12 protein-coding genes are annotated in these 15,839 nt (G+C 69.0%); 6 read left to right on the top strand and 6 right to left on the bottom strand.

Translation table 11 applies throughout. From position 1 onward, the window contains the following. The first annotated feature begins 160 nt into the window (after positions 1-160). Together ACE1OC_RS40340 and ACE1OC_RS40335 are read left to right on the top strand one after the other, a co-directional pair. Positions 161-667: a hypothetical protein gene (locus ACE1OC_RS40340; RefSeq protein WP_407841244.1), complete on the top strand. Its 507-nt coding sequence runs from the start codon at positions 161-163 to the stop codon at positions 665-667. Between the two features lie 104 nt (positions 668-771). Then, the gene (locus tag ACE1OC_RS40335) at positions 772-2,283 is read left to right on the top strand and encodes an FG-GAP-like repeat-containing protein (RefSeq protein ID WP_407841243.1); all 1,512 of its coding nucleotides are present in this window, start codon (positions 772-774) and stop codon (positions 2,281-2,283) included. A 455-nt stretch (positions 2,284-2,738) separates the two neighbouring features. Here the strand turns inward: ACE1OC_RS40335 and sbnB are convergent, their stop codons facing one another. The 4 genes from sbnB to ACE1OC_RS40315 form a co-directional block, all read right to left on the bottom strand. After that, entirely contained in the window at positions 2,739-3,800 is a 1,062-nt protein-coding gene (sbnB, locus tag ACE1OC_RS40330; RefSeq protein ID WP_407841242.1) for a 2,3-diaminopropionate biosynthesis protein SbnB, read from the bottom strand. Beyond that, entirely contained in the window at positions 3,797-4,825 is a 1,029-nt protein-coding gene (locus ACE1OC_RS40325) for a TauD/TfdA family dioxygenase (RefSeq protein ID WP_407841838.1), read from the bottom strand. Before ACE1OC_RS40325 ends, sbnB begins: the two co-directional genes overlap by 4 nt. A gap of 74 nt (positions 4,826-4,899) precedes the next feature. Next, positions 4,900-7,455 carry a non-ribosomal peptide synthetase gene (locus tag ACE1OC_RS40320; RefSeq protein WP_407841241.1) on the bottom strand — a complete coding sequence of 852 codons (2,556 nt, stop codon included), beginning with the start codon at positions 7,453-7,455 and terminating at the stop codon, positions 4,900-4,902. 40 nt (positions 7,456-7,495) lie between these two features. After that, complete coding sequence (locus tag ACE1OC_RS40315) at positions 7,496-10,201, bottom strand: Pls/PosA family non-ribosomal peptide synthetase (protein ID WP_407841240.1); 2,706 nt, start codon at positions 10,199-10,201, stop codon at positions 7,496-7,498. Positions 10,202-10,729: 528 nt separating this feature from the next. Here ACE1OC_RS40315 and sbnA point away from each other — a divergent pair. Next, complete coding sequence (sbnA, locus tag ACE1OC_RS40310) at positions 10,730-11,713, top strand: 2,3-diaminopropionate biosynthesis protein SbnA (protein WP_407841239.1); 984 nt, start codon at positions 10,730-10,732, stop codon at positions 11,711-11,713. A 123-nt stretch (positions 11,714-11,836) separates the two neighbouring features. On the opposite strand, the gene ACE1OC_RS40305 is transcribed toward sbnA, so the two are convergent. Then, complete coding sequence (locus tag ACE1OC_RS40305) at positions 11,837-12,061, bottom strand: hypothetical protein (RefSeq protein WP_407841238.1); 225 nt, start codon at positions 12,059-12,061, stop codon at positions 11,837-11,839. 47 nt (positions 12,062-12,108) lie between these two features. Here ACE1OC_RS40305 and ACE1OC_RS40300 point away from each other — a divergent pair, with 47 nt between their 5' ends. Both ACE1OC_RS40300 and ACE1OC_RS40295 read left to right on the top strand, forming a co-directional pair. Continuing rightward, on the top strand, positions 12,109-12,756 hold the full coding sequence (locus ACE1OC_RS40300) for an alpha/beta fold hydrolase (RefSeq protein ID WP_407841837.1): 648 nt from the start codon (positions 12,109-12,111) through the stop codon (positions 12,754-12,756). Positions 12,757-13,224: 468 nt separating this feature from the next. After that, on the top strand, positions 13,225-13,680 hold the full coding sequence (locus tag ACE1OC_RS40295; protein ID WP_407841237.1) for an RpiB/LacA/LacB family sugar-phosphate isomerase: 456 nt from the start codon (positions 13,225-13,227) through the stop codon (positions 13,678-13,680). Between the two features lie 79 nt (positions 13,681-13,759). On the opposite strand, the gene ACE1OC_RS40290 is transcribed toward ACE1OC_RS40295, so the two are convergent. Beyond that, positions 13,760-13,942 (bottom strand): hypothetical protein, encoded by a 183-nt coding sequence (locus ACE1OC_RS40290; protein WP_407841236.1) that lies wholly within the window; start codon positions 13,940-13,942, stop codon positions 13,760-13,762. A gap of 248 nt (positions 13,943-14,190) precedes the next feature. On the opposite strand from ACE1OC_RS40290, the gene ACE1OC_RS40285 reads away from it, so the two are divergent. Continuing rightward, positions 14,191-15,795 carry a phospholipase gene (locus ACE1OC_RS40285; RefSeq protein WP_407841235.1) on the top strand — a complete coding sequence of 535 codons (1,605 nt, stop codon included), beginning with the start codon at positions 14,191-14,193 and terminating at the stop codon, positions 15,793-15,795. Positions 15,796-15,839 lie beyond the last annotated feature (44 nt).

The raw sequence follows: 15,839 nt of genomic DNA, 5'->3' as shown, positions 1-15,839 counted from the left end.
TGAAAAAGTCCCGATCTGACCGATTTTGATCAGCGAGATGACCCCAAAGAGGCAGGTCTGGCCAGGTCTTGGGAATCTGCAGAGATCTTACATGTGCTTTACTTACGCGAACTTACCGGGGGGTATCGCAACCTCCCGCCTCCATGTACTAAGGAAAATCGTGGCGATATCCCGTGCCCGCAAGGCACTCCTCACCGGTCTCGTCGGCGCGGCGGCGGCCGTCGCCGGGATCGCGAGCCTCGGCGTCGCACACGCCGGCCCCCAGGCCCCCGCGGCGGTCGCGGCAGCCGACATGCCGATCGCCCTCGAGGACTTCTCCTACCCGGACGCGGCCCGCATCCTGGCCGACCAGAAGATCACCCTCAAGCGCGGCGACGGCAACATCGTCTTCGTCGACTGCGCCGCCGGGACCCCCGACATCACGGTCAAGTCCCGCATCGCCCAGAAGAACTTCTGCTTCGACGTCGTCGGCAACAAGGGCTGGCTCACCCTCGAGCTTCCCGACGCGTTCGGCATCTGGACCGAGGCCCACCCCGTCCAGGCCAAGATCACCGCAGACGGCCAGGAAACGGTCGTCGACGCGCCCGCCAACGACTACAAGCCGTTCGGTGAAGCCGGCGACTCCGGCACCCCCTCGGTCCTCGTCGAGCTCCGCGTCACCAGCTGAGCCCAGCCGCAAGGCCGGCCGCCCCTGCGGCCCTCCGCGGCACGACGGCCCATGATGCCCGCCGCCCACGTTCCCTAGAAGCTCACAGAAGACCAGGAAGACCCATGTTCCACATACCTCCGCGTACCAAGTGGATGGCCGCGGCCCTGACCATCGCAGCCGCCTCCGCGCTCGCGCCCGCCGGTGGCGCCCTGGCAGCCGTCGGAACCCCCGCCGTCGCGGGGCAGTACACCTACACCGCCAAGCTCAACATCGGCGACGAGGCCAACAGCCGCGCCTGCTCCGCCGTCCTCGTCCACGCGAACTGGGTCCTGACCGCGACGAGCTGCTTCGCGAAGACCCCCGGCGCAGCGGTCGCGGCGGGGAAGCCGGCGCTGAAGACCACGGCCAAGATCGGCACGGCCACGCTCGACGTGGTCAAGATCGTGCCGCGCAGCGACCGTGACGTGGTGCTGGCCCGGCTGTCCAAGCCCGTCTCCGGCGTCGCCCCCATCAAGGTCGCCGCCGCACAGCCGGCCGTGAATGCGGCCGTGACGGCGGCCGGGTTCGGCCGTACCAAGACCGCCTGGGTGCAGACGAAGGTGCACACCGCCGCGTTCGGTGTCACCTCTTCGGACGCCACGACGCTGGCTCTCACCGGCAAGGGCACCGACGCCATCTGCAAGGGCGACACCGGCGGCCCCCTGGTCAACGGCAACGGCGAACTGGCCGGAATCAACAACCGGTCCTGGCAGGGCGGCTGCCTCGGCACCCCCGCCACGGAGACCCGCACCGGCGCCATCGCCTCACGCGCGGACGGCCTCCAGGACTGGATCCGCAAGACCGCCTTCCACGCCCCGGGCGACATGACCAATGACGGCATTGCCGACCTCGCGGCGATCTGGGGCGACGGCAACCTCTACCTCTACCCCGGCGACAAGGCCAAGGGCCTGGCCGGCACCAGCACCGCGCAGCTCGGCGGCACCACCTGGGCCACCGCCAAGCAGCTCGCAGCCGGCGACTTCAACGGTGACGGGATCTCCGACCTCATGTCCGTCTGGAACGACGGCACCCTGCACCTGTACAAGGGTGACGGGAAGGGCAAGGTGACCGACGGAGTCACCGTCACCGAGGGCGCCAGCAGTTGGGGACCCGTCAAGCAGTTCACGGCCGGCGACTTCACCGGAGACGGGGTCGCCGACCTCATGGCCGTCTGGAACGACGGCACCCTGCACCTGTACAAGGGCAAGGGCGACGGCCAGCTCGCGTCCGAGACCAAGGTGAACACCGGCGGCAACACTTGGAGCACCGTGAAGCTGCTGCCCGGTGGCGACTTCAACGGTGACGGCATCGCCGACCTCATGGCCGTCTGGAACGACGGCACCCTGCACTTCTACCCTGGTGACGGCACCGGGCAGATCGGCGACGGCGTCACGGTCCCGCTCGGCGGCAGCACCTGGGGCACGGTCCTGCACATGACCGCCGGCGACTTCAGCGGCGACGGTATCGCCGACCTCATGGCCATCTGGAACGACGGCAGCCTCCACCTCTACAAGGGCGACGGCAAGGGCGGCATCACGGACGGCGTCGCCATGATGGGCGGCACCAGCTGGAAGACCATGCTCCAGCTCACCTGACCCACACCCCGCCACAGAAGCATTCCGCTGCCGGACCCGGGAGAGTTCCCCGGGTCCGGCAGCGTGCGCTGGCGCAGCGGTCTGCCACCGTGACCGTACTGCTCGCGTTACCTAGGAAGGCTTTGTCTCATATGCGCCTGCGCACTAGGTGGACGGCCACGGCCCTGACCCATGCAGGCGCCTCCGCGCTCGCGCCCGCCGGCGGCGCCCTGGCAGCCGTCGCAACCCCCGCCGTCGCGGGGCATTACACCTACACCGCCGAGCTCGGGCAGGCCTGCGCTGAAGACCACCGCGGAGATCGGCGCGGGCACGACCACATTCGATGTGATCAACGTCGTACCGCACGGTGACCGTGGCATCGCGCTCGCCAAGCTGTCCAAGCCGGTCACGAGCAGCATCGCCCCCATCAAGCTCGCCGCTGCGCAGCCTGCCGTGGGAGCCGACGTGACGCCCGCCTATCCGTATCGGCGCAGTTCGTGGAAGAAGCCGTCGATGACGTTCAGTCGGCCGGTGCGGGCTGCCTCGTCGTAGACGTGTTTGCCGACGGCGAGGTCGAGTACGCCTAGGCCGAAAGGTGAGAACACCACCGGCCGGTCGTGCGGCAGTACCACGCGGCCGGTCGTCACCTCGTGCAGTGTGCCGGTGAGGAAGTCTCGGTTCCCGGTGAGCTGTTCGGCCAGGTGGGGCGAGGTGTCGGCCTTCAGGCAGTGCTCGATGTCGTCGACGATGTTGGCTGAGGCGAGCAGGATCTCGGGGGCGAGGTCGCGCAGTGACACGTGCAGGACCAGGGGGTTGTGGTCGAACCATGCCGGGTCGGTGACGTGCGGCCGGCCGGCGACCGTGGCGAAGACGAGCAGGTCGCTGGAGCGGATCAGCTGCTCGGGGTTGTCGTGCACGGTGATCCGGGTGTCCGCAGGGGTGTCTTGCAGGTAGCTGCGGAAGCCGGCTGCGCTGTCGGCAGAGACGTCGTACACGCCGATGTCGTCGAAGGACCAGCCGGTTGCGGTCAGGAAGGTGTGGATGTAGCGGGCGATGAGGCCTGTTCCGAAGAAGCCGACGCGTGCCGGTCGCGTGCGGCGGCCTTGGCTGAGACTGTTGGCCGCCGATGCGGCCATCGCGGCCGTTCGGGTGGCGCTGATGATGGAGCTCTCCAGGCAGGCGAACGGGTAGCCGGTGTCGTGGTCGTTGAGGATCAGCACCGCTGATGCCCTGGGGATGCCGGCCTGCACGTTGTCGGGGAAACTGGAGATCCACTTGAGGCCGTCCACCCGCGCTTGTCCGCCGATCGATGCGGGCAGCGCGATGATGCGGGCGGTCGGGCGGTCGGGGAAGCGCAGGAAGTACGACGGCGGGTTCACCGACTCCCCGACAGCGTGGAGATGGTAGGTGGCCTCGATCAGCTCCATGATCTGCTGTTCCTGGCCCTGGAGGGTGTGCTGGACCTGGGCTCCAGAGATCACGGCGAACGGGGGCACGGCGATCGGGGACTGCGCTGCGGTGGGACGGGGCGTGGTCATCGGGTGCTCCCCTCGGGGGCCGAGGCCGAGGCCGACGACGTGGCCGGGGGTTGCGGGGCGGCCATGGCGACGAGGACCTCGCGCGGCGGCTCGAACGGTTCCCTGCTGTGCGCGGTGCGGATGTTGTCGATGAGCATCAGGTCGCCGGACTGCCACGGCTCGCGGATGGTGTGCTCGGCGTAGGCCGTGTTGATCAGCTCGACCATGTCCTCTCCGACCGGGTCGCCGTCTCCGAAGCGGGTGTTGAACGGCAGGGCTTCGGGGCCGTAGACGTCGAGGAGGTACTCGCGTACCTCGGGTGCCAGCGTCCACTCGTTGAGGAACGCGATCTGGTTGAACCAGCAGCGCCTGCCGGTGGCCGGATGGCGCACCACGGCGGGGCGGTGCTGGCGGGTGCGCAGGCTGCCGTCGGCTTGCCAGGCGAACTCGATGGCGTTGGCGCGGCAGTAGCTCTCGACGGCCGCCCGGTCGTCGGTGCCGAACGCCTCGGTCCAGGAGGCGCCGATGTCGTCGTTGTAGGTGCGGGTGAGCAGCCAGCCGTGCTGTTCGAACCGCTGGACGAGTTCCGGCGGCAGTGCGTCCAGGACGGTGGCGGAATCCGCGAGGGCGGTGGCTCCGCCCGCGGTGGGTGCCGTCAGGCAGGCGAGCAGCAGCAGACCGGGAGGGCTGTGGGCGTAGCTGAGCTCGTGGTGCATGCACATGGGCTGGTTGGCCGGCCAGGCCGTGGAGGAGTACACGCCGGGGGCGTACGTCTGACGGGGGGCGAAGGCTTCCGCGTCGGCCATCAGGGCGGGGGCCAATTGGCCGAAGACGGAGGCTACCTGCCCTGTGTCGCACAGGCCGAGCCCGCGGACGAGTACGGCACCGTACTCGGCCACGAGGCCCTGCAGGGTGTGGCGGTGCTCTGCTGCCCAGGCCGGCAGATCAGCCTGGTCGGGGGTCGGAACATGCAGTATCGGGGGCTTGCCCGGGTGCAGGTCCGCTCGGAGCACGGATGCGGAGGTGAGCACGGGACTGGGGCTCATCGGGGCGGAGCTGGTCAATGACATGGTCTTTGTCCTTTCGGTGGCGGTCGTGGTGGTGAGGAGGAGGCCGGCGATCAAGGGGAGACCGGCTGTGCGAGGGGGCGCTGGTGGGATGCGGTGTCCAGGAACCCCGCCAAATCGGTGAGGACGGGGTGGCGCATGACGTCCGCCGGGGACAAGGCGCGGTCCAGGGTGATGGCGAGTTTCACGGCCGACAGGGAGGTACCGCCTCGGTCGAAGAAGTTGTCGCGCCGGTCGATCCGGCCTTGCGGAACGCCGAGCACGCCCGCCCACGCGGCCGCCAGCCGCTGTTCGGTGGGCGTACGGGGCGCCTGGACGTCGTCCTCGGTGGCGTGAAGCCGCGCGGCCAGGGCCGTCAAGGCCTTCCGGTCGATCTTGCTGTTGGGGGTCAGCGGGAGGCTTTCCTGCCAGTGGATGGCCGAGGGGACCATGTACCCGGGCAGTGACGTGCCCAGCCGGTCCAGCAGGATGCTGGTTTCGAGCGGGTGCGGGGCGGTGTAGAACGCCACCAGGTGGGTGCTGTGGTCGGGCCGTTCGGCGACCACCACGGCGCTGTCGCGGACCCCGGGGGCTCGGAGCAGGGTGCTTTCGATCTCGCCGGTCTCTATGCGGAATCCGCGGATCTTGACCTGGTTGTCGCGGCGGCCGAGGAACTCCAGCTTGCCGTCGGGCCGCCAGCGTCCGACGTCGCCGCTGAGGTACAGGCGCTGGCCCGCACGATGTGGATCGGCAAGGTACGTCGGCCGGGTGCGTTCGGGGTCGTTGACGTAGCCGCGGCCGACGCAGACCCCGGAGAACGCGATCAGGCCGGGCGCGCCGAGCGGCACCGGGTTGAGGTGCTCGTCGACGACGTAGAGGTGCACGTTGCTGACGGGCCGGCCCAGCGGGACCCGGTCGGCGTCGGGTGCACGGTCCATGACCTCGTGGTTGGTGTCGTCGCTGGTCTCGGTCAGTCCGTAGGCGTTGACGAGTTTGATGTGGGGCTGGGCGGTGAACCAGCGCTGGGCGAGCTCCTTCTTCAGTGCTTCACCGGTGACCGACACGTACCGCAGGTGCGGCAGCGTCCGGGGGTGCTGCTCGAGATGGGACACGACGACGTCGAGGTAGGAGGGGACGACCTGCAGCACGGTGACCTGGCCTCGGGCAACGGTGTCGACGAACCGTGCGGCGTCGAGGATCGTTTCCTGCTCGATCAGCAGGGTCTGCCCGCCGGCCAGCAGGGGCGCGAGCAGCTGCCACAGCGAGATGTCGAAACACTGCGGCGCGGTCTGGGCGACCACCTGTCCTTCGCCGATGTCGAGGTCGTCGATTTTGGCGTAGAGGTGGTTGAGCATGCCCTGGTGTTCGCACATCGCGCCCTTGGGCTCGCCCGTCGAGCCGGAGGTGAAGTAGATGTAGGCCAGCTGGTCGGGTGAGACGTGGATACCGAGATCAGTCCCGGCGTGCTCCTGGCCGTAGGCGGTGTCGGCGAACAGCAGCACCGCTGCGGGCTGGGAGGCTACGGCCGTCTGGAGGGCGGTGGCGGCCGGTTCTGTGATCACGAGCGTGCATCCGGCACGGGCCAGCATGGCTTTGATGCGTTCGGGCGGCAGGTGCGGCTCGACGGGGAGGTACACGCCGCCGGCTTTGAAGACGGCCAGGGCGGCGGCCAGCCAGTCCAGGTTCCTCTCCATCGCCACCGCAACCACCCCTTCACGGTGGAGTCCTTGGGCCCGCAGGGCGCGGGCCAGCCGGTTGGCACGGGCGTTCAGCTCCTGGTAGGTCCACTTCCGGTTGCCGTGCTGGGCCGCGACGGCGTCCGGGTGCTGCCGTACACGCTGCTCGAACACCTCGTGCACTCGGTGCTCGGGCAGATCCCGCCGCGGCCCGGCAAGGCCATGGAGCTGGAAGCGGAGCTCGTCGGCCGACATCAGGCTCTGACCTGTGTGATCGGCATCCGGGTCCGCGGCGATCAAGCCGAGCGCCGTCAGGTGGTATCCGGCGATCCGGGCGGCGCAGTCCGCGTCCAGGACGTCGGTGCGGTAGCGCAGGCGCAGCGTCAGCCGTCCGTCGTCGTGGTGGGCGATGCCCGTCCACAGCGCCGTCTCGGCGGCCAGAATGCTGCTGTCCGGGGCCGAGTTGGCGTCAGCCTCTGCTTCAGGGAGGTCGCCACCGATGCCGGTGGGGTCGAGTACGGTCTCGAAGGGTGCTTCGGTCAGGCCCAGTTCGCTCCTGAGGTCATCGACGGGGAAGTCCTGGTCGGCCAGGAGGTGCGCGATGGCCTGGTGGGTGTGCCGCAGCAGGGTCCGCCATGAGCCGGGGCCGGTCGCCAGTCTGCAGGGCAGGGGTCGGCCACCGGAGGCGGCGACGTAACCGGTGCTGATCTCCTGTTCACCGCTCAGCGCTGCCAGCACCTTCGCGTGGGCGGTCAGCAGCACACAGTCCAGCGACACCCCCAGGCCGTCTGCCAGCCGTCGCAATGCCGTCGCTTGGCTGGCTGGGACCCGCGTCTCGTACTCGGCCACGCCCGCGACCGGCGTCGGGTTCCAGCGCGGAAGGGGCGCGAAGCCGCTGCCGGCGGCCAGGACGCCGTGCCAGAACTCTCTCCTGGTGGATGCGTTCAGCTCCATGAGGGGTCTCTCCTGTCTGGTTCCGATGGGGGTTTGGGTGTCAGACGTCGCCGAGGGGGTTGGGCTGCAAGGGCGCGGAGCCGGACGGCTGTTCCGGCAGCGTTGCAGGTGGCATTGCAGGTGGTGGGGTGTGGCCCGGCAGCTGTCGGGCCGGGTTTCCCGCCCACCGGGCCCCTTGTGGGACCTGCTCTCCCTTCATGAGGAAGGAGTCGGAGGCGAGCTGGACACGGTCTGCCAACGTCACGCCGTAGTGGACGAACGCGCCGACACCGAGGGTGCAGCCGTCGCCGATCGTGGTGCGGTCGGACTTGAAGGCGCCGTCCTCCTGCGAGTGGCACTGGATCACCGTGCCCGCGTTCAACGTGCAGTCGTCCCCGATGGTGACGAGGGTCCGCTCCGGGAAGAAGCAGCCGTCGTCGAAGACCCGCTTGCCGATCCGCGCACCCAGCAACCGCCAGACGACGTTCTTGAACGGAGTCCCGTTGAGGACCTGCGCGTAGTCGACCGACGCCATCTTCCAGAAGCGCTCGTGCCGCCAGAACGACGGATCGTAGATCGAGCAGTACAGCGGCTGCTGCACCTTGAATCCGGTGACGGCCCGTTCGATCAGCGCGAAGTAGACGACGCTGAACAGCAGCGTGAGGACACCGGCCAGCGCGAACGCCGACGCTCCCAGCGAGGGGTAGAGGGCTGCGGCGCCCAGGGCGACCAGGGCCACGGCGAAGACGTGGATCCACCGCGCCGTCAGGAACAGCCCCGCCGTGACGGCATTGTGCCGGTTCTTGGCGGCCAAGCGCCGACGCAGCTCGCTACCGCTCTCCAGGTCCTGGAACCGGGTGTCCCGCATCACCGTGCGCGGAATGGCGAAGGGGGGCGAGCCCAGCAGGCCCACGTTCTCCCGTACCTCTCCGTCGACCGGGACCATCACCTTCGTGGCCAGCAGGCAGTTGTCACCGGTCCTGGCCTGCGAGGGGTAGGCAATGTGGTTGCCGAGGAAACTGTGGGCTCCGATCGAGACCCGGGACAGCCTGAATGACGTGTTGGAGAACTCCGCGTTGATGACCGACAGGCCGTCGGCCACCATCGTCTTGCTGCCGACCGAGGTCAAGAACGGGTTGTCGTGCTTCACTTCGCTGCCGAAGTTCGAACCGGTCTGCGTGACACGGAACAGGTCGTAGCCGAGATAGCGCAGGTAGTGGACGATCGCGGAGCTGTCCCCGAACAGCGCCGTCAAGAACTTCATGTTGGTCAGACGCGCGATGGCCCGATGCAGACCGTAGTGGAAGCCGTAGAGCGGATAGACCGTGTCCGGCTTGAGCGCCAGATTGAGCAGGCGCGGTACCACGCCCTGGATGACCAGCGCGGCGAGGGCGGATCCGAAGAACAGGACGAAGGATGTGGCCAGCACGCCCAGGTAGAACGTCCCGCTGGTGAACGTCGAAGACCCGTCCCGAGACGTTGCGTTCAGCTGTGACAGGGGGGCCAGCAGCGCCGTGACGCAGCCGGCGGCCAGCGGCAGGTACACCAGCATCAGGGCGAGGAGCTGTCCGACGGTGTAGCGGAGCTTCCTGGCTGTGGAGCCGCCGACGGCACCGACCCTACGGAAGTCCGTGGCGGTGGGCTCGGCCGGTGACCCGTGCCAGCGCTCGCCTGGGGGAACGGTCTGACCCGCGTGCAGGCTGGAGGCGTGCCCGAGCTGGGCCTGGTCGCCCATCGAGGTGTTGATGTCGAGGACGGTCTGTTCACTGACGTGGACGTTGCTGCCGAGGGTGACGGGACCCGGCTGGACGAGACCGTCGTGTGCCCGGTAGCAGGAGAACAACGCGTCCTTGCGGACCACCGTTCCGTCACCGATCGCGAGCAGATCGGTACAGACAGGGACGTGCGTGGAGAAGATCGCGACATCGCGCCCGATCTTCGCGCCCAGCGCCCTGAGATACGCCGCGTACAACGGCGACCCGGCGAACAGGCGGACGGGACTTGTGCGGATCAAGGTCTTGACCAGCCACCAGCGTACGTAGCCGAGGCTCCAGACGGGGATCTCGCGGCTCGTGAAACGACCGATGAGGGTCCACTTCGCCACGATCGGCACCGCGCACAGGCCGGCGAAGCCCGCGCTGCCCACCAGTACGGATCGCATGTAGACATCGAGCACACCGGAGCCGGCGCCGACCCACTCGAAGCCTCGGACCGTGGCCAGGGCGGCGAGGTAGGAATAGCCGAGGAAGACCAGGAACTGCAGCATTCCGCACAGCAGGTACTGCCCTGTGCCCGCCCGGGCCGCCCTTCTGTGCGTCGCAGGAGACGCCGGCAGGGACGCCGAGGAAGTCTCCGACGTTGACGCCTGTGTTGATGCCTGTGTTGATGCCGGGACGGCTGGATGGACGGACGCCTGGGCAGGCAGGGGCGCAGCCGATGCCGGTCCCGTGGTCACGGGCCCAGCGGATACGGGCGTCGATGCCGTGGGCGCGGCGTGGGTGAGCGCGGAGGCCAGGCCGTTGGCTGTGGGATGCCGGTAGACGTCCTTCATCGATACGGGCGGCAGGTCGGCCCGCTTCCTGACCCGGGCGCAGAACCCGGCCATCACCAGCGAATCAGCACCAAGATCATCAAAGAAGTTGCTGTCGCCCGGCACCTGCTCCACACCCACGACATCGGCGAGCACCTCCGCAAGGAGCCGCGCGGTCTCGGCCGCCGGGCTGCCGGATGTGCCGGTCGTCCAGGCATCGGTGGATTCTTCTAGCATGTGCACTCCTCGACGATGTTCCGGGCGCCGCGGACCGCGGCGGTCGGCACCCGCCGGCCACGCACTCGACCTGTGGCGGGAGTCGGCGCTCCTCAGGCCGCGAGGCCCCGAGCGCTCAGCTGTCACCAAGAGGGCATGCGCTTCTTCCGTCCGCGAAAGGCCTCAGGCCCTCAAGAACGGCCTCGCGATGCCGCCCCTCCAGTAGGCCCGAGGGGTAAATATCCGTCATGCCGCTGAATGTCGTGACTTGACGCCACGCACCTGCAGCGGTAAGCGACCGGCGGTGGCGGTCTTCGGCCCTTGCCTTTTCCTGCATGCCGGGCGCATTCACACCACCACGCCACCCGGCCCGTACGCCTGATCACGGCCGACGTCAAGCCACGACATCCTGTGGCATGACAGAGCCGCGGTCAGCCCGCGTACTGGAGGAGTCCCGAAGACGTGGCACCAGGCGACACCTTCCCCGAGCCGCCCCCACAAGGGCCGGCGGCACCCGACGGCGCCGTGAGCGCATGCGAGGAGGTAACCATGCCGGTCATTTCCGCCCCCCAGGAATTCAACCAGGACGACCTCTACATCGACCTCGAGGCCATCACCGGGCACCGGCTGTTCCTCAAATGTGAAGGATTCAACTTCGCGGGGTCCATCAAGCTCAAAGCCGCGACCGCGATGGTCGAGGCCGCCGAACGTGACGGCCTGCTCACTCCTGGTTCCATTCTGGTCGAATCCTCCTCCGGCAACCTCGGCGTGGCGCTGGGCATGATCGCAGCCAGCAAGGGCTACCGGTTCGTATGCGTGACCGACTCCCGCTGCAACCTGGCGACCCGACTGCTCCTGGAGGCTCTCGGCAGCCAGGTCCAGATCGTCACCGAGCCCTCCCCCACCGGAGGACTGCTCGGCGCCCGCATCGACCGCGTCCGCGCCCTGTGCGCCTCCGACGACCGCTACGTATGGCTCAACCAGTACACCAACCCGAACAACCACAGCTCGCACTACCGGACCACCGCACCGGCCATCGCCCGCGCCTTCCCCGACCTCGATGTCCTCTTCATCGGGGCCGGCACCACCGGGACGCTCATGGGGTGCGCCCGCTACTTCCGCACCTGGCACCGCCCCGTACGCATCGTCGCGATCGATCCAGAGGGCTCCGCCACGTTCGGACACGCGCCCGGACGCCGGATGATCCCCGGCCTCGGCACCAGCATCCGCCCACCGCTCCTCGACGCCTCGTACGTCGACGATGTCGTACACGTCAACGAAGCCGAGACGATTCGCGCGTGCCACCAACTGGCCCGCCACGGGTTCGTCTTCGGCGGCTCGACCGGCACCGTCGTCAAGGGCGCCACCCAATGGCTGGCCCAGCAGGAACAGCCGGTGACCGCAGTCGCCATCGCCCCCGACCTCGGCGAGCGCTACCTCGACACCGTCTACCAGACCGGCTGGGTGCAGGACCTCTACGGCGAGGACATACTCCAGCCCCAGACCGTCACCGCCGCCGGCCCAACGGGCTGAACCCCGTCGAATGCTCCCCCGGTCACGCATCCCGAGCGACATTGCCACGCACAGCGACGTGATGATCACTCTCTGCTTCCGGCGAGGGCTGCGGTGCGCCGCTCTCGCCGGCTGCCGCCGCCATCAGTCGGCGCTTTGCGTCCCTTCGCCGCAGCGCCGTCCCCGTACCAGCCGTATGCGTACCTCAACCCCGGTGCGCCACCGTTCCTCATCGCACACGGCACCAAAGACGCGCCGGCAACCGTCGAAGGCGCCCGGCACTTCGTCGACCGACTGCGTGCCGTCTCGGACAGCACCGTGGTCCATGCCGAACTGTCCGGCGGACAGCACGCGTTCGACCTGTTCCACTCCCCGCGCTTCGAGGCCGTCGTGGACGGCGTCGAAGCCTTCGCCACCTGGGTCCTGACCGCTCCGCAGAACGCTCCCGACTCAACCTGTCCGGACTTGCTGACAAGCAGGGTTTACCGGCGGGGCAAGCGACTCACGTCCAGGACATCGTTGCCGAGGTGGAACTCCGGGGTCTGCGTGACGTGGTCCTGGTGGGTCACAGCTACTCGGGCATCCCGGTCGGTCAGGCCGCGGAGCGGATCGGTGACCGACTGGCCCGCGTGGTATTCGTCGACTCGAGTGTTCCGACCGACGGCGAGTCGTTCGTCTCCGCCTGGCCGGACGGCGGGGCGGCGGTGGAGGCATCGATCGCCGAGAACGGAGGGTTCTGGCCGCTCGCGCCGGCTGCTCACTACGACGGCGAAGGTCTCACCGACGAGCAGATCGCACGCCTCGTGCGTGGCTCGACGCCGCACCCAGGTGCCACGCTGACCGAACCCGCCGTGCTGGCGGGGCCGCTCGGTGAACTTCCCGCGACATACGTCCTGTGCGTGATGCCGGGGACCGAGCCCGACGACGCCGAGCCCGACGACGATGTGGCCGAGCTGCTGAACAGCAAGCGCTGGCGGCTGGCCAGGATGGACACCGGTCATTGGCCGATGTTCTCCCAGCCGCGCGAACTGGCACAGCTTCTCCTCGATGCCGCCGTGGAGTGAGAGCACATCCGTGCCTGCGGGCTCGCTTGGACGCGCTTGATGTGTGCAGGTCACAGCGATCCGCCGATGGCCGCCATGAGGGCGGTCGCCTCATAGCGGACCGTCCGGGATGGTGCAGCGGATCCCCCGGCGACCCAGGTAGGTGCGGTTCTTGAGGGAGGCGTGCGCCTTGTGAGCACGCACCCGATCGGGACGGACGCGCGGCCGGCCCGGCCCGATGCGGGGCGATCGCACCCTTCGCATCGGCCAGGGAACTGGAGCCGACTGAAGATCCGGTGCCAGGTGCCGCTTCGCTGCCATCGGCGGAACAAGTCTTAGGTCCGGCCCCACGGCCCGTACTCGACGGGCACGTCCCGCCACGGAACGCCCGTTCGCACTCGGATCCCCTCGTCCGCGCCGTCCAACGCCAACGCGCTCATTCCGCGGCTCGCGGCGACCGTCCGCACCTCGGCCGGTTAGTCTCGGGGCATGCGGATCTCCGTTTCCTCGGACATGGACGAACCCGTGGCTCGCGCACTTCTCGGGCAACTGCGCGACCGCGGTCACGACGTAGTGCCGTACGGGGCGCTGAGCCCCGGCGACAATCCGCAGTGGGCAGCCTGCTCCGAGGCGGCGGCGCGCGAGGTCGCCGCCGGGAACGCCGACCAGGCCGTCGTGTGCTGCTGGACCGGTACGGGCGCCTCGATCGCCGCGAACAAGGTGCCCGGCGTACGCGCGGCACTGTGCACGGACGCGTACACGGCGGACGGTGCGCGCCGCTGGAACGACGCCAATGTGCTGGCGCTCAGCCTGCGTCTGACCTCCGAGCCGCTCCTCAGGGAGATCCTCGACGCCTGGTTCGCCGCAGAAGCGAGCACGGACACCGAGGACCGGGAGAACGTCGCGCGCGTCGAAGTTCTCGACCAGGCCAGAAGCACACCCTGACGCCAGCGGGAAGGCATCCCGCTGGCGTTCCGGCTGTCCGCAAAGCGGTCCGCGAAATCGGGCCGGACTCTCCGGCCTTCTAAAACAGCGGGTTGTACTTCTCGAAGCCGGTGCCGGCCTTCACCGGCGTCTTCCTGGCGACGGCGAAGTCCGAGGTCTTCTCCGGGTTGCCCGTTCCGTAGGTGTACACCTGATAGACCGCACTGGTACGCAGCTTCCACGCCGCGGTGGTGGCGTCGGCCTTCAGCGTGTAGGTGATCATGTAGTCACCGGGCCCCGCAGGGACGGAAGGAGGCGCTGGACCGGGTGTTGGGCAGGCCTCCGACATGCGCCAGAGCATGTGCGGGCTCGAGCCGCAAACAGCCGACTCCGGGTGGCCGGAAGTCGCCCGAGGCTGGGGAACCGCTGCGTACCAACTGGTAACTTGCGCGAGTTGATCATGCTCGCAGCCGGGCCGGACATGCTTTCGGCTCGAGCCGCCCCGCCCCACTCCTCGGTCAAGGAACCACATTGGCACGCACCGCCCGGACGACGTCCCTCGTCTCCACATCCGCCCTCGCCATCGCCCTTTCCCTCCCCGCCGCCGCCCCGGCATCCGCCGCGGACACGCCCACGCCGCACCTGGACTCGGTCGAGCAGGCCTTGCGTCAGGTCTCGCCCGGTCTGGAGGGCTCGGTCTGGGAACGTACGTCCGGCAACCGGCTCGGCTCGTCCGAGCCCGGGGGTGCCGACTGGCTGCTCCAGACCCCCGGCTGCTGGGGCGACGCCACGTGCGCCGACCGGCCCGGATCGCGCCGTCTTCTCGAGAAGATGCGCCAGGACATCGCCGGCGCCCGGCAGACGGTGGACATATCGACGCTGGCGCCCTTCCCCAACGGGGGCTACCAGGAGGCGATCATCGCCGGCCTCAAGGAATCGACGCAGAAGGGCAACCGGCTGAAGGTGCGCATCCTGGTGGGCGCCGCACCCCTCTACCACTCCACGGTGATCCCGTCGTCCTACCGGGACGAGCTGCTCGCGCGGCTGGGCCCTGCCGCCGCGGCCGGCATCACCCTCAACGTGGCCTCGATGACCACGTCGAAGACCGCCTTCTCCTGGAACCACTCCAAGCTCGTGGTGGTGGACGGCAGTTCGGTCATCACGGGTGGCATCAACAGCTGGAAGGACGACTACCTGGACACCACTCACCCGGTGAACGACGTCGACCTCGCACTGAACGGGCCCGCGGCGGGCTCGGCTGGCCGCTACCTCGACACCCTGTGGGACTGGACCTGCCGCAACAAGGCGAGTTGGAGCGCGGTCTGGTTCGCCGCTTCACCCGGCGCGGACTGCATGCCCTCCCTGCCCCGGCCCGCCTCGCCGCAGGGCGGGGGCGACGTGCCCGCGCTCGCCGTCGGCGGACTCGGCGTGGGCATCCGCCAGAACGACCCCACCTCCTCGTTCCGCCCGGTCCTGCCGACCGCCGGCGACACCAAGTGCGGGATCGGCCTGCACGATTACACCAACGCCGACCGGGACTACGACACCGTCAACCCGGAAGAGAGCGCCCTGCGCGCCCTGGTCTCCAGCGCGAACTCGCACATAGAGATCTCCCAGCAGGACGTGCACGCCACCTGCCCGCCACTCCCCCGCTACGACGTACGCCTCTACGACGCCCTCGCCGCGAAGCTCGTCTCGGGCGTGAAGGTCCGCATCGTCGTGAGCGATCCGGCGAACCGCGGCACGATCGGCAGCGGCGGCTACTCGCAGATCAAGTCGCTCTCCGAAGTGAGCGACGCCCTGCGCGGCCGGGTGACGGCGCTGACCGGTGACGGCGCCCGGGCGCGGACGGCCCTGTGCGAGAACCTCCAGTTGGCCACGTTCCGGGCTTCCGATCGGCCGGCCTGGGCCGACGGCAAGCCGTACGCCCAGCACCACAAGCTCGTCTCGGTCGACGGCGCGGCCTTCTACATCGGCTCCAAGAACCTCTACCCCTCCTGGCTGCAGGACTTCGGCTACGTCATCGAGAGCCCGGCCGCGGCCGCACAGCTGAAGAGCGACCTGCTGGACCCGCAGTGGCGCTACTCCCAGGCCACCGCTACGTACGACCACACTCGCGGCCTCTGCCAGGGCTAGAGGGCTAGGGCTAGGGCCAGGGCCAGGGCCAGGGCCACCCAACG

Origin of the sequence: Streptomyces stoeckheimensis (genome assembly GCF_045822005.1) — a bacterium.
GTDB lineage: Bacteria > Actinomycetota > Actinomycetes > Streptomycetales > Streptomycetaceae > Streptomyces > Streptomyces stoeckheimensis.
The sequence above is the reverse complement of the archived record's forward strand: the minus strand, read 5'-3'. Positions and strand labels throughout refer to the sequence as shown.

What these genes read in the sequence shown, in the direction of transcription:
- ACE1OC_RS40335 (WP_407841243.1), top strand. Translation starts at nt 772, where the DNA reads ATGTTCCACATACCTCCGCGTACCAAGTGGATGGCCGCGGCCCTGACC.
- sbnB (WP_407841242.1), bottom strand. Translation starts at nt 3,800, where the DNA reads ATGACCACGCCCCGTCCCACCGCAGCGCAGTCCCCGATCGCCGTGCCC.
- ACE1OC_RS40325 (WP_407841838.1), bottom strand. Translation starts at nt 4,825, where the DNA reads ATGAGCCCCAGTCCCGTGCTCACCTCCGCATCCGTGCTCCGAGCGGAC.
- ACE1OC_RS40320 (WP_407841241.1), bottom strand. Translation starts at nt 7,455, where the DNA reads ATGGAGCTGAACGCATCCACCAGGAGAGAGTTCTGGCACGGCGTCCTG.
- ACE1OC_RS40315 (WP_407841240.1), bottom strand. Translation starts at nt 10,201, where the DNA reads ATGCTAGAAGAATCCACCGATGCCTGGACGACCGGCACATCCGGCAGC.
- sbnA (WP_407841239.1), top strand. Translation starts at nt 10,730, where the DNA reads ATGCCGGTCATTTCCGCCCCCCAGGAATTCAACCAGGACGACCTCTAC.
- ACE1OC_RS40295 (WP_407841237.1), top strand. Translation starts at nt 13,225, where the DNA reads ATGCGGATCTCCGTTTCCTCGGACATGGACGAACCCGTGGCTCGCGCA.
- ACE1OC_RS40290 (WP_407841236.1), bottom strand. Translation starts at nt 13,942, where the DNA reads ATGATCACCTACACGCTGAAGGCCGACGCCACCACCGCGGCGTGGAAG.